The organism is Arthrobacter sp. R3-55, assembly GCF_054161505.1.
This window is the reverse complement of sequence record NZ_CP096423.1, coordinates 3524229-3538241: the sequence shown is the minus strand read 5'-3', so window position 1 is coordinate 3538241 and position 14013 is coordinate 3524229. Positions and strand designations below refer to the sequence as shown.

7 protein-coding genes and 2 pseudogenes are annotated in these 14013 nt (G+C 59.4%); 4 read left to right on the top strand and 5 right to left on the bottom strand.

The window, feature by feature from the left end:
* Window positions 1-7: 7 nt before the first annotated feature.
* Window positions 8-1546 (bottom strand): annotated as a pseudogene (locus M1D51_RS16180) (ADP-ribosylglycohydrolase family protein).
* Between the two features lie 224 nt (window positions 1547-1770).
* On the bottom strand, window positions 1771-2493 hold the full coding sequence (locus M1D51_RS16175) for an ARPP-1 family domain-containing protein (RefSeq protein WP_458107207.1): 723 nt from the start codon (window positions 2491-2493) through the stop codon (window positions 1771-1773).
* Window positions 2494-2543: 50 nt separating this feature from the next.
* On the opposite strand from M1D51_RS16175, the pseudogene M1D51_RS16170 reads away from it, so the two are divergent.
* The 4 genes and pseudogenes from M1D51_RS16170 to M1D51_RS16155 all read left to right on the top strand — a co-directional run.
* Window positions 2544-2825, top strand: a pseudogene (locus tag M1D51_RS16170) (NUDIX domain-containing protein); the annotation flags it as partial.
* Window positions 2826-2828: 3 nt separating this feature from the next.
* On the top strand, window positions 2829-3260 hold the full coding sequence (locus M1D51_RS16165) for an NrtR DNA-binding winged helix domain-containing protein (protein ID WP_458109601.1): 432 nt from the start codon (window positions 2829-2831) through the stop codon (window positions 3258-3260).
* Between the two features lie 70 nt (window positions 3261-3330).
* Entirely contained in the window at window positions 3331-4539 is a 1209-nt protein-coding gene (locus M1D51_RS16160; RefSeq protein ID WP_458107206.1) for a hypothetical protein, read from the top strand.
* 42 nt (window positions 4540-4581) lie between these two features.
* Window positions 4582-5703, top strand: a complete 1122-nt coding sequence (locus M1D51_RS16155; RefSeq protein WP_458107205.1) for an HNH endonuclease — start codon at window positions 4582-4584, stop codon at window positions 5701-5703.
* A 242-nt stretch (window positions 5704-5945) separates the two neighbouring features.
* Here M1D51_RS16155 and M1D51_RS16150 read toward each other — a convergent pair whose 3' ends face one another.
* The 3 genes from M1D51_RS16150 to M1D51_RS16140 are packed head-to-tail and all read right to left on the bottom strand — an operon-like array spanning window position 5946 to window position 13808.
* Complete coding sequence (locus M1D51_RS16150) at window positions 5946-8942, bottom strand: restriction endonuclease (RefSeq protein WP_458107204.1); 2997 nt, start codon at window positions 8940-8942, stop codon at window positions 5946-5948.
* Window positions 8943-8944: 2 nt separating this feature from the next.
* Window positions 8945-10852 carry a site-specific DNA-methyltransferase gene (locus M1D51_RS16145; protein WP_458107203.1) on the bottom strand — a complete coding sequence of 636 codons (1908 nt, stop codon included), beginning with the start codon at window positions 10850-10852 and terminating at the stop codon, window positions 8945-8947.
* Between the two features lie 55 nt (window positions 10853-10907).
* Window positions 10908-13808, bottom strand: coding sequence for an SNF2-related protein (locus M1D51_RS16140; protein ID WP_458107202.1), 2901 nt, complete (start codon window positions 13806-13808; stop codon window positions 10908-10910).
* Window positions 13809-14013 lie beyond the last annotated feature (205 nt).

Sequence of the window (14013 nt, the reverse complement as noted above, 5' to 3'; positions counted from 1 at the left end):
ATACCTATCAGGCGGTTCGGACATTATGAGGAAGGCCGCCGCGAGCCGAGGGTTTGTGACGGCCCGCGGCACAGCGGCCGGAACGTACGATGTCCAGGAACAGAGGATTCGGTGAGGCGTTGGGCAGTACATTCAGGACGTCGTCCAGTGCTGTTTCAGCGTCAATCCCCAACGAAGCAGCACTGTACAAAGCGGCAACAGTCGGGGTCCTGGACTCAGCTCTCACGCAGTGGAGCAGCACCGTCTTCCCTTCAGAACGGAACTGCTCGACGGCGGCAGCCGCTTCAGCGAGGACAAACGCCGCGTCAGCATTGTCGGATGGGTCCGGCGAATCGATAACCCAGAATGATGCATGATCTGACACCGCGATAGTGGACAGGTCAGAGGTGCCCAGGCGGCAAAGGGAAACAACTGCGTCGATCCCCAAAGCTTCCATCCGCCCCAGGGAACCGGCGCCACCCAACCACACACCGTCGTCGTGCGGGTGCTGTACCAGCACATCGGTGCGGCTCCACATGCTGTAGTCCTGATGCGCTGCGCCCGGCCAGGACTGTTCCCGTGTGCCTTCTCCGCGGGCGAGCTCCATTCCCAGTGTCATGAGGTCGCGGGTGCGTAGTCCGGGCCACCCATGCAAATGCCGTCGCCACTCGAAGGGCACCGAAGTGAAGCCGTAGGCCGCGCCCAGAAGTCCGCCGGCAATTGCCGCGACAGTATCGGTATCGCCGCCTCCCCGGACGGCTTCTTCCAGAGCCTCGCGGAGGTGTTCCGGCCCACGGGTTGCAGACACTGTGGAGTACATGGCGCTCCAAGCACCTTGGAACGCTTCCACAACCCACCCGTTCCGGTGAAAGTCCCGTGCACGTGACTGCTCAGCGGACTCGATGCGCGATAGCCAAACTGCGCTGCGGTCAGGGGGCAGCAGTGCCAGCCCCGCCCGCACGTTCAGCTTCCCGGTCAGGACCGCCTCCCTTATGGCAACGCACCAGAGACCGCATGCCTCCAAGGCGTCGGGATCCACGTGAGTCAGCGCGCTCACGCTGGCTGCCGCCGCCGTCAGCTCACCAGGCTCGCGATCGAGATAGGCGAGGGCAAGGGGAGCAGTGCGCATGAGTGAACCATTTCCGGCGCTGCGTCTAGTGCGACGGTGGAACGCTTTGGCGGCAGCTGTGAAGTCCGTGGCGGTCACCGGCCTCCCAGCGGAAGTTGCTGCATGGGTTGCGGCGGCAATGACCGCGCTGGTCTGGGCGCCGACATCTTTGGCGCCAGCAGCCCAGGCACTCCACTCGCGCACAACTCTGGTCAGCGCCGCGTCAGAGGCAAGTTCAGGTCCGGACTAGACAAGCGCTCTTGCTATGGGAACGGCCATGGATGTGTCGTCGGTCCACTCGGCGGGATTGAATCCGAAGGGACCGCCGCCTTTCATCAACACCGGCGTTTCGTCTGGCAGCGGTGGGCCGAATTCGTAAGCGGCGCCGAGAGCGTCTCCGGCCGCAAGCGCCACCAGAACGCCGGCCGCGCGGTCGTTTTGCAAAGGATTGAGTTTCATGCGATCTCCATCAGGGGGTGTTTGGTGTTCCAAACGGTCAGGTGCGCAAGCTCTGGGTTGCGGTGTGGAAGCTCGACGGCGATGCCGGCACCTTCCAGCCCGGCCTGGAGAGAGCTGACTGAACGGCTACGGAGGGGGCCGTGGCTTCGAACTCCGGCGAGTGGACCGCCGTCGAACGCTCCGAAATCCAGCCCCTGGGCAACCGCAGCGAAGTCCCGGGCCTGTTACCCTGACATCCGGCCGGATGCCATGACCATGGCCGGAAGCAGCTCCAGGTCCAGCAGGGCCGCGCGAATGAGCTGATGGTAGTGGCGTCGGAACATTGTGTGGGTGCCAAAAATCTCCAACACCAGCGGCTTTGTACCAATCCCGAACAGGACTCCGCGCTGGCCGTCGATTGGGGGTGGAGCGTCATTAGGGTCGAAGCTCGGGGCCAGTGTCTGGCGGTCAAGGTGGTCGACGAGTGAGCTGGTGGCTGAGACGCCACGGGCGGCGTCCAAACGGCGCACTCTTTCCCAGATACGGCCTTGACGGCTGTTTGAGTCCGAGGCCCCAGCGCGGGATGCCAGCTCTGCCCGGACGTTGAGGGGAGCGCGGCGACTCTGCCGCCGATGACTGCTCATGCCGGCTTCCCAGCGCCCTTCCTCAACACAGTAGGTCCCGATGGTTCGGGTCTCGCCTGCGCCGAGGATGACGTCGCGGGCGCAGGTTCGGTGTTGCTTCCCGCCTTCCAGGAGTTCGCCTTCCAAGAGGAGTGCGGGACGGGGACCGTTGTTGCTGACAGTCAGCTTGCCAACCTGGGCGCCGTCAGGCAGTTCGTTGACGGCGACGTTGGCATGGGCACCGGTGCTAATGGCCAAGTCACCATGGCCTGAGGTCCAGATCGGGAAGATGCTGAGTGGGCCCAAAGCGGTGCCAACGCCCAGATGTAGTTGTGGGACTTGCATTCGTGCCTCCTGATTCGATTTAGCTCACTTTTGCGCTAATTGAGTTCAGTATGCAGCGATTGCTTCTTTTGCGCAAGTCTGCGATAAATGATGATGTGAATGCTTCCCGAGGTCCCAGGCCACGCACACTGCTGGACTATCCGAGACCCTCAGTTGCAGTAGATGCGGCGGTCCTTACCGTGTCGGAAGGCGCGCTGAGTGTGCTGCTGGTTCGGCGTGCAAGCGGTGATAGGGCGGGGGAGTGGGCGCTCCCTGGGACCTTCCTCAGAGAGCGTGAGCTTCTTTCCGATGCGGTGCTCCGCTGTCTTCGCGAGAAAGCCGGGATCACTGGCCGCGTGCCTCAACAGCTGCACGTCTTCGATGATCCGGATCGTGACGACCGCGGCTGGGTCCTCTCAGTTGCGCACGTCGACATGGTGCCTCTTGCTGCGCTTGAGTCTGCGTTGACGTCCGACGGCGTCATGCTGGCTTCGGTATCGGCGGAACCGGACGTTGTGTCACGGTTGCCGTACGGCCACGCTGACATCGTGGCCAACGCTGTGGGAAGAATGCGCTTGGCCTACGCAGAGGCGCCGGATCCAGGGGCACTTCTTGAGGAGCCATTCACGCTCAAGGACTTGCGTGATCTCCACGAAGCAGTAGCCGGCGAAACGCTCATGAGGGATACCTTTCGGCGATTCATGGAGCCGAAGCTGGTGGGAACGGGAAAGATGTCGGATGGGACGCGGGGGAGGCCTTCGCGGTTGTGGGTGCGGACGAAATCTTGAATCGACTAACCTGCGCATTCGCTGATCCTTGCCTTTCATACGCACACAAACGCCGGACTGGAGAACGCAGATGACGGACCTTGTCTTCGAGGCGCGTGTCGCTTTGAGATTGGCTTTGCTGAAGCCAGAAGATGTCGCCACCCTGCGAGCCCTCGTTGATGGATTGCCGGTTGTGAGGGACCAGGTCGGAAGGCATGCCACAAGTCCGGCGAGTCACGTCTTTTGGGGCAAGCTTGATCGCTTCATATGTGAAACGATGTCGCCAGGCAATGCGCCGAAACTCTCTTCGGAGGAATGGGTGGTCCTGCGTCAGGAGCCAGCGCCGAATGCGGCCATGGTCTTGCGCGGTCTATCTGCCATGACTCAAACGAATTTGAGTAAGGATCCGATAAGTTCCGGGGCGCTGAACCTTCTCGGGTCCCTGTTGAAACGACTACAGAAAATTGCCGAGTCAATCCATGAGCCAAGGCGCACAAACGATCTTGGGTGGCAGTGGAATGATTTCAATGCGGGGTGGGCGTCAGGTCTAGCTAATTCAGAATATGACTTGTCCTCTGTGCTGAAGGCTGTAACTCAGCCACAAGGAGATTGGCTTCCCCCGCTAAATCCCATAGGGTCAGGGATCCTTCCGCCCTTCATCACTTATTGGTTCTCGATGTCGGCGGTCGTACTTGGCCACTTGGCATGGTCGGATCCTGTCCGGGGTGTGACCATGTGGGTTAATCTCGGAATGCCACCTGATGGAGCCGTCCTAACGAGTATGAAGCGGCTATTTGGGGCCGATTCTGCGGCGCTCATCCTCAATCACAACGTATCGGGAATTGCAGATCTTCTGTCAGGAACGCCTGATGACCTCCCTTCCAAGCAGGACCTTGCATGGCACTTGCGCCAGAACTTCGTTGGAGATAACGCTCCAGCTGCTCCGCAGATCGAATGGATTGACTCGTGGGCAGCGATGCTGTTCGGCGGCACAGATTCGCTGCATCTTGGCGTCCATTTGGAACAGATGCTGATGCATCCCAAACCACCACGCCCGAACATGACTTTTGCTCGCGAATCTGGTCCTGAGGTTCCTGCGCATCTGCACCTGCCCACCAGCTACGGCTGGTACGAAGCGTTGACACGCGCGGCGGCCGGTTTGCCTGAGCGCACCGACGGCCGCTCTTGGCGAGTTGACGTGACCACCGAAGACGTTGGGTTCATAGGCAGGTTCCGCATGTCTCGCGCAACCGGTCGATGGTTCTCGGGCAAGCATTCCTCCCACATGTTGGGCAACTAAAGGCTGAAGACTTGTAACCTCGCGGTCTTATATCCTGGCGAGATGACCCCTGTATTTCCCGCCGCCCCCGTGGTCAACGGACCCCACCTCAGCACTCGTGAAGCCGCGGAAATCATCGGTGTACATCAGAGGACCGTCATTGACTGGGTGCAAACAGGTAAATTCGCCAACGTCTACATTCAGTCGGGGGTAGGTGCGCACGGCGCCTTCAAGATCCCCGAAGCCGATGTGGCTGGTTTTATGGCCAGTAAGTCTGTGTCTTGGGATGAGCGAGTTCGGCAGGCAGCGCAGGAATGGTTGGCTGCGCGCACAAATGATGGCGAGGAGGCCGTCCACTATCTTGACCTTGAAGATTTCCATCTCGAGAATGAGCGAATTCCACTCAAGAGCAGACAGCGGGGCATCTGGAAGCCGCGATCGCTCGACGCGGCGTTGTCGATCACCACTACCTTTCGACGGGTCGGGAAGGAGCGACCCTATGAAGACGAAGTTGGTTCTGATGGCATGCTTCGTTACAAATGGCAGGGCGACGACGTGGATGCAGCTGACAACCGAGCCTTGCGGCGTGCCATGACCGATCATCTTCCTCTCATTTGGTTCTTCGGGATCGCACCAGGCGTTTACCAGCCCGTGTTTCCCGTCTACCTTATATCCGAAGAGCACGAGCATCAGCAATTTGTCGTTGACATAGATCCCCAACTTGGCGTGCTAAACGGTGATCACCTGGATCCTCAGGAACTCAAGATCGCTAAGCGGTACGGGACTCGGCTCGCCAGAACGCGATTACATCAGCGCCTGTTTCGTTCCAGCGTTATCAAGGCCTACGACACTCGATGTGCCGTGTGCAATCTGAAGCATCGGCAGTTGTTAGATGCCGCCCATATCATCCCTGATTCAGACGAAAATGGCATGCCCATTGTTTCCAATGGAATGGCAATGTGTAAAATCCACCACGCCGCCTTTGACGCCGGTATTCTCGGCATCCGCCCTGATCTGATTGTGCAAATTAGGAGCGATATCTTGGCAGAGGTTGACGGGCCAATGCTGAAATACGGGCTGCAGGAGCGACACAACAAGAAGCTCATGAGCGTCCCCTCGCGTCGGGCGAATCAACCAGATGAACACGCCCTTCGAACGGCTTATTCCCGTTTCACAAGTGCGTAGCGGTTGTCTAGACTGAGTCCTCCTTCATTGTTTCCTGTGGCTAGGAGGGGCAACTTTAATCCGACGGGCGCCGCAAAACCTGTACGTTTGTGCAGCTCAAGTTTGTGCATCCCCAGACGCCTCCTTATCGAAAACTATGAGCGTATCAAACGGTGGGGATTTTTTTAGTTCAAGTGCTGTGTATCAGAAGTTCAGGCCGCGCTTGGAGAACCCTCTCAGACTCTCCAAACGCAGTCCGAGTACTACAGATGCCAACTGCCGGGTGCTGCCCTCGCATAGTCCTCGACGCCAATTGCCGAGAAATGGCGCTTTGCTGCCTTGATCTTTGCAAGCTCCGTTGGCCGCAGCTTCGAATCATCCAGAGTACTCTTAGTCTCGCGGACCATATAGATTCGATCCTCGCCGTCCTCCTGTTTGATGATGGCCCAGTCTGGGTTGTATGGGCCCACAGGGGTGTCGATCTTGAACTTGGAGGGAAGCTTTGTGAACAGCTTGATGTCTTCCCGAGAATCGAGTAGCTCGGCGTACTGGCGCTCAACGTCGGAGTCGAACACGACGTAGTCGAAGTCCGTCTTCTGGGTGTGCTGCACCTTGTACATTTGGTCCAGGAAGCGCTCCTTCTCCTCCTCACCGTCCTTTTGCAGTTCACGAAGTTCGTAGACCGATCCCGCGATCTTCTCGTATTGGATGCCCTCGACCACGATCTTGGCCAGTTCTCCCTGGAGCGCACGCTTGACCATTGCGATGAAGTCGTTCGGATTGCCGATAAACTCGCCCAATCGACCACTGCCGATCAGTACGTCGACGATGGTCTTGCGTGTTAACGAGGTCGCCTCCTGGAGCTCCGTTATGATGTCAGGCAGGTCGTAGCTGCCCTTGAGATCGGCCGAGCGAGTGCCAAGTTCCTGACCCTTGGCGCCGCCTCGAAGGACCTTGACACCGGCGCGTGTGACTTGGATCCGCAGCGCATCGATGGCGGGAGCATCCTTAATCGCGGCGACCGCATTCTCGATGATCTCGTCGCGCCCGACGCGCACGCTGTAACTGGTCTTCTGGCTGATTTTCTCCCAAAACTCCTCGAACACTGGTGTTGCGTACAGCTGCTTATTGAACGCTCGCGGCTGGCGCTTGCTGACCGGCTTGACGTACTTGCCGATGTTTGCGCGGTCGACCAGCTCGATGATGATCGGCTCCGCCCAGACAAAGTCAACCGGCAGGTCGAGGCAGAAACCGAGCTGACTAGGTTGGAACTTTGAGGTGACGGCACCGTCGTTGTCGATGAAGCCTTTGTCCTTCAGATGCTCCCACACCAATATGGAGCGCTGGTAGCCGAACTGGTCATCTGTGAGTGCACCCGTCTCGTCCTGCAGCGTAATCTTAGAGAACTCAGCCCTCCGTACCCGCCCGATCTCGACCCCGGCGTCCTTGTACTCCTTCTGGAGCGCATCCGCGAACTTCGTGTACGACTCGTTTGCCACCACCGTCAGCGTAGCGACGCCACGGTCCGCGACACGGGCGTAGCCGTCATTGGTCTTTGCGACCGGGAGGCGCAAGCCGCGTCCAAGGGTCTGTCGACGTTCGGTGTCCGCGCCCATCTCGCGGAGGGTGCAGATTTGAAACACGTTCGGGTTGTCCCAGCCCTCGCGCAAGGCGGAGTGGCTGAAGATAAACCTTACGGGCTCGTTCGCGTCGAGCAGCCGTTCCTTCTGCTGCATGATCAGCTCGTAGGCGTCGTCATCTGCCTTCGTCGTACCGGACGAGTCCTGGAAGGTGGTCGTCTTTCCGCGCTTGATCTGGGAGAAATAGGCCCGACGAAGCTCACTGGGCTCCTGCGGCAGCAACTCTTGGTAGCGCGCGGACCTCGCGCGCTCCTCGAGGAAGACCTCATCGAACCACCGCACGAATTCACCGTTCGCGCCCTCGTTGTTCGTGCCGTCGCCCAAGAAGCTGGCGACCTTGTCGACAAAGAAGAGGCTGAGCACCTTGATACCCTTCGTGTGGAGCATCGATTCCTTGCGCAGATGTTCACGGACAGTCTCGCGGATCATCTCCTTATAGATCGCCCCTGCGGAGGCGCCGGTGCTCTCGCCCTCGTACAGGAAGCCATGGGTGGTGAGGTCGACGTAGGCGGGCTCGATGCTCATCTCGTTTATGCGCCAACCCTCGTAGATCGGGTTGTTCGTCAGACGCGCATCCGACAGCTCCTGGTGCTGCTTCACGCTCACGACCCGACGCTCAAGCGAGCCATCGGCTTTGCGGCAGGAAAGTTCCAGCCTGGCTGACCACGACGGTTCACGCCTCACCTCGACCAGCTTGATATACGGCGTCGCGTCTGCGCCCTGCTGGGCCACCTCGGCCACGACGATCTGCTTCACCAGACCGAGATCGTGGGCGTCGACCGGGTCGAGCCGGTAGACGACGTTGCGCTGCTTTTTGTGCGTCGCGCTGTAGCGCAGGGTGAATACGGGATCGAGTTCACCGACCGCCGACTGAGAGAGCTGCGACTCCATGTTCTGCGGCTCGTCCATGATGACAACCGGATGGGTCGCCTTCAGGTAGTCGATCGGTCGCAGCCCGTTCAGCTTGTCGCGCGTCTGGTGGATGATGCGGGTGTTCGCGTTGCCACGGATGGAGTCGATCGTCATGATCAGGATCTGCACGTTTGTGGACGTTGCGAACGACTGCACCTCCTCAGCGCTCTTGCCGCTGTAGATCGAGGCATCGAAGGTGATACCCTGCGGCTTGTAGAGGGTCTCGAAGTGCTCGCGCATGAGCCGGATGCTCGTGCTGACACCCTCACGGATCGCCACGCTCGGCACGAGGATCACGAACTTCGTGAAGTTGTACCTGACAGCCAGATCGAAGATCGTGCGCAGGTAGACGTAGGTCTTACCAGTACCGGTCTCCATCTCGATATCGAAGTCGAGCGCGTCGCCCGTGAGCGACGACGCAACCTCGAGGCCATTCCTATCCTGCACGCGCTGGAGGTTCGCGAGGATCAGGTCTCGATCGAGCACGAGGCTGTTGCCGACCGCACCGACCTCCTGAGTGAGATCGATGTCGAGCGCCGCCTGATCTGAGCTGGGAAGCACTGCAGCACCGCGCAGTGTCGTGACGAACTTCTCCGCATCCTTCGGCTGCCCGTCGAGGAGGTCAACAACGGAAGCGATCGCATCCAGCTGGTACGGCTGACTGGCGTCGAACTGGAACCCTGATCCGCTGGCTGTTCTGTTCTTCATACTCACGCCGTCCAGAGCTCAATGCCCTTGCTCTTTGCGAGCTGGGCCAGGTTGGTCTTGAGTTCGTCGTCGCCCTGGAAGGCGTCCTCGAGCACGATGATACGAGCCGAGGACTCGTCCACAAGCGCGCGGAGCTGCTCGAGCGTCGGCTTCGTGTGCTCGTTCAGGTACGCCAGCACAGCGACATCGCCGTCACTGTCGCGTACTAACCGAACGTCGAGCCCAGCGACCTCGGCAGGCGAGACAGCCTCGCTCAGCGAATAGCCCTGTTTGAGCAGGATCTCGGTTAGTAGTTCATCGACCGTAGCATCGTCGGTCGCGCTGTCTCGAAGACTGAGCAGGTGCTGCTGCAGCGCGCCTTCCTCAACATCGCTCGACACCCGCCACTTGGCGAAGTTGGTGTCGCCTAGTATGTACGCGCGGAAGCCAAGATCAGTCGGAGCATCATCAAGACCCTTTAGACCATCCGCTACCCGTCGAATCCGCTCACGGCTCACGGACGAGATGGTTGGATATCCAGCTCGTCCTGGCTCAGAATTATCACCTGTCGGTTCCGGCAGCTGCACCATAACGAAACGCCGCCGGCCACCATCTTCGGCATTCCTCTCAAGCACTGCATGCGCGGTTGTCGCTGAACCAGAGAAGAAGTCGAGAACGATATCGTCGGCGTCGGCCCTTGTCGCAAGGTCGAGGATGCGCTTAACCAACGACACAGGCTTTGGAGTTGAGAACGCGTCAAAGTCCGGGAACAGCTTGCGGATCCCACGCCTCGCTTGCTGATTGTCTCCCGCAAAGTCTCGCGTCCACCAGGTCGAGGGCGTAACGCCGTCATCAATCTCACTACGGAAGCGCTTCTGTCGTGGGAATCCCTCGTCGTTCCGACCGAACCATATGCGGTTCTCGTCGATCAGTCTCTGCATAGAAAAGCGTTCGTAGCGCCAAACCGTTTCACGGTTCGGCAGAATCTCACGCCCCGTAGCCGGGTTGACCACCGGGTAGTACAGGTTGGGTCGTTCCGATGCGTTCTTGTTCGAGGTCAGGTCAATGGATATCCACGGCCCTCTTGGATCCTCGTCGACGTTCTTGAACTTCTCCTCTTGCGCTGCTGTGCGCGCTAGCTTGTTCATCGCGAAGCCCTCGGGGTCAGACTTGTCTACCTTGCTCCGGCGCGCGTAGACCAGGACATAGTCGTGCATGGCTGACATATACGTGGCGTCGTTCTGAGGCGACTGCTTCTTCTGCCACACAATTTGTGCGATGAAATTGGCCTCACCGAAGATCTCGTTGCACAGCTTTCGAAGATTGTCTTGTTCATTATCGTCAATCGAAATGAAGATAACGCCGTCATCCGTGAGCAGGTTCCGCGCGAGCTTGAGGCGAGGGTACATCATGTTGAGCCAGTTCGAGTGGTAGCGACCCTCCGTTTCGGCGTTGGTCGTGATTTTCTTGCCTTCGTCGTTGACCTGGCGCGTCCACTCGAGGTAGGTATCGAGACCCTCTTTGTAGTTGTCCGGATAAACGAAGTCCTTTCCGGTGTTATACGGGGGGTCGATGTAGATCAACTTGATCTTGGCGTGGTAATGCTTCTGCAGGATCTTGAGCACTTCAAGGTTGTCGCCCTCAATGAAGACGTTCTGCGTCGTATCCCAGTCCTTCGAGTTCTCGAAGTCTGGGCGAAGCGTGGCCGTGCTCGGCTCCTGTGCCGCTCGGAGTGCGCGTTTCTTGCCAGGCCAGAACAATCCGAACCGCTCGCTGCTGTCGGCCACGTCGCCGTCGAGCAGTTCCTTGAGCTTCTCGACATCCACTTTGCCGTCAGCTATGGCCTCGGGAATCAGATCGGCAAGCTGCGCTGCCAGCTCGGTCTGGAAATTTGGCGTAGTGGATGGTGTTTCATAGATGTCGTCAGTCATTCGGGTGAATCTCTTTCATGTTTCTTCAAGGTGTGCGTCGGGTGTGGCCCATGATCTACGAGGCTATCCGCCAGCGAATTGTGAACAGGTGCTCGGTCTCCTGGGTTCCCTGTAGTGACTGCTCGATCAACTCTAGGTACTTGTCGGCTTCGGCGCGAAGCTTCTTGCGTGTCTCGCGGAAGTCCTCGTCGGCCACCTCGGCGCGCTGCTCCCACTTGCGGGCTTCCTTCTTGAGCCGCAGCTGCTCCATCGGGTCGTCGGCCTGTCGGGCTAGTCTGCGGGCTTCCTTCTCCTTAGCACGGTAGTCGCGTATGGCACCCTCATGCTCGGCCTTCCGGTCCTGCTGGTTGCGGTAGAGCAGTTCCTCTTGTTGGTCGTAGTAGCGCGAGTTACGGCCCTGGACTTCCTTCTGCAGCTCGGCCCGACGCGCATCGAGGTGCGGTGTGAAGCGGCTCTCTTTGATCGTCACTGGTTGTCTACCGACCTCGGTACAGGCCAGCTCGAGGATGTCCGCGACGTATTCCTCGTCGAGCCACTGGCCGTCGTCGGTCAGTGCCCCGGCGAGCATGTAGGACTCGGAGACGTCTTCGTCGCGCGCCTTCATGCGGAAGGTCGCGAGGCTAACGGACAGCTCGCCGTTAGTGCCCCCCAGTTCTCGGATCGCGCTGGTGACTCTCTCGGACTGCCCGAGTGAGAACGTCAATTCACGCGTCGGGGTGTCATGGGTTTTTGAAGTGTCGACGACGTACTGGGCGAGCGGGCCTGCGTAGCGGTACTGGTGGGCGTTATCCATTTGTTGGGACTTGAAGAAGTAGCGCCCGGTCGGCACACCGCCTACCGGCGACTCGTTGAGGACGAAAGTGCGTCCTTCGCCCTCGAAGGTGGCGAACCGGTCCAGTTCATGTCGTGTCACTGCGAGCAGCAGACGCTCGAACTTGTTCAGCACCTCACCGGTTTGCGTGTCGTACGCCTTGAGCCGATCTTGCACGTGTGGGTCGAGGTTATCGAATACCTTTGCCTTGGCGCTGGCCATCTCGTGGGAGATCTCACCCGCATATTGCGTCTCCAGCTCCTTGAATGCCAAGTCGAGTTCGTCGGCTGTCTTGCAGCGGGTGAGAATGTCGCTGATCGTCTTTTCGAAGTCCAGTCCATCTTCAATCGCGCCGAGCACCTCGTCGCTGGCGCCGAACACACTGGAGAACAGCTGGAACTTGTTCGTTAGGAGCTCAAGGATACGCTGCTCCGCGATGTTGCCCTTGTTTGAGAAGTTCACGACTACGACGTTGTGCTTCTGCCCGAAGCGGTGCACGCGGCCGATGCGCTGCTCGACGCGCTGTGGGTTCCAGGGCAGGTCGTAGTTGACGAGCATTGAGCAGAACTGCAGGTTGATGCCCTCGGCTGCCGCCTCGGTCGCGATCATGATAGTGCCCTCGGCGCGGAAGTAGTCCACGAGTGCTTTGCGTCGATCCACGGGAGCAATACCTGTGACCAGGTCGCCGTCTTTGTTCTTCGCCAGCCAAGCCTGGTAGATCGCCGTCTGCTCCGCCGAGTTGTTCGAGCCGTTGAACAAGACGAGCCCCTCCTCACGACCGGCCTCACGAAGCGTGCGGGCGATGTACTCTTGCGTTTTGGTCGAATCGGTGAAGATGATGGCTTTCTCTGGAGCGTTCAGCTCGCGAAGCCGCTCGAAGCCAAGGTCAAGCGCCTCGCCGAGTTTGACGGCCTTCTGATTCTCGGTGATCGAGCGGGCGAGCGCTGCATACTCACGCAGTTCGGCAACCTCGGCGCGCATCGCCTCTAACAGCGAGTCATCCAGTGGCAGCAGCGACGGGTGGGCGCCGCTGCCCGTTCCGTCGATCTCCGCGGCCTCCTCCAGCTCCTCGGTGGTGATCTCGTCATCAATCGCGAAGTCCGCGGCCACCAGACCCCCACGACCGTCTCGGCGCTGTCCGGCGGACACCTCGTCCGCCAGACGTGCGGCGATGTTCCCGAGCGTGCTGGCCACTGCATACGTCGATGATCCGAGTCGCTTTCTGATGATGAGGGCAGACAGGTGCCGCTGGCTGCCCGCGAAGGCGAAGAGATTATCGCGTTGCAGGTAGTCATTCACCAGGTCGTAGAGGCGCACCTCATCCGGCGAAGGGGTGAACTCGACCGTCAGCGGCAGACGCTTGGTGAAATGGATGTACTTGTCTGCGTCACGGCGCAAGGTCCGCTTCGAGACAGTCGCGACGCGCTCGACTAAGTCATCGTCGCCTCCGATGTCACGGTTCTTGACGTACCGCTCCCGGAAAGCGTCGAGGGAGTAGAAGTATCCAGGGTCGAAGATCGACACCAGCCCATATAGCTCCTCGAGCTTGTTCTGCAGCGGCGTCGCCGTCAGCAACACCGTCTTATGGGCACCCCGAACGATGTGTGCGACTGCCTCGGCGGCCTTCGTCTTACCTGTCCAGTAGTTCCGCAGCCGGTGCGCCTCATCCGCAACAACGAGGTCCCAAGCCTTGAGCAGGTACGCCTCGTGGCGGCGGGCGAACTCGTATGAGCAGATCAGGACTTGCGCTGAGTGTGGTCCAGATTGCGCAACTAATGCGTCCTTGGACTTCGGATCGAGGATCCTCGAAGGGATAAGAAATTTTTCGTGCAGTTCCTGCTGCCACTGCTGCCGCAGGCTGGACGGCGCCACGATCAAGATACTTCGTTTCCGTTCCGCCCAGTACTGCGAGATAACGATGCCCGCTTCGATCGTTTTGCCAAGACCCACCTCGTCAGCGAGGATTACGCCTTGGAGGAAAGGCGTCTGCAACGCGAATAGGGCAGCATCGATCTGGTGTGGCTTTGGCTCGACCTGCGCATCGAACAATAGGCCGGCCAGCTTGCCAACGTGGTCATTCGCATAGCTGCGATGCAGCTCATGTGCGTAGTACTTGGCCTGGTAGGGCGTAAGGGAGCTGTTCATAACGCGTCATTGCATAGCAAGCTCAAGGGCATCTCCAGTTGACGTTCTTTCTCAGGCGTGCTTATAGGCTGTTGGCATCGTTAGCTGCGCTCGCTTCGCCGGGCAAAAGGCGCGACTACGCAGGCTAATTCCGTGCTCTACCGTACAGCTGGCCACCCAGACTTCAGTAATTGCCGCGCCGAGAATTGAACAGGAGCGTCGAACC

Excerpts from the sequence above, each read along its gene's own strand:
- M1D51_RS16175 (WP_458107207.1), bottom strand. The coding sequence starts at position 2,493 with ATGCAAGTCCCACAACTACATCTGGGCGTTGGCACCGCTTTGGGCCCA.
- M1D51_RS16160 (WP_458107206.1), top strand. The coding sequence starts at position 3,331 with ATGACGGACCTTGTCTTCGAGGCGCGTGTCGCTTTGAGATTGGCTTTG.
- M1D51_RS16155 (WP_458107205.1), top strand. The coding sequence starts at position 4,582 with ATGACCCCTGTATTTCCCGCCGCCCCCGTGGTCAACGGACCCCACCTC.
- M1D51_RS16150 (WP_458107204.1), bottom strand. The coding sequence starts at position 8,942 with ATGAAGAACAGAACAGCCAGCGGATCAGGGTTCCAGTTCGACGCCAGT.
- M1D51_RS16145 (WP_458107203.1), bottom strand. The coding sequence starts at position 10,852 with ATGACTGACGACATCTATGAAACACCATCCACTACGCCAAATTTCCAG.
- M1D51_RS16140 (WP_458107202.1), bottom strand. The coding sequence starts at position 13,808 with ATGAACAGCTCCCTTACGCCCTACCAGGCCAAGTACTACGCACATGAG.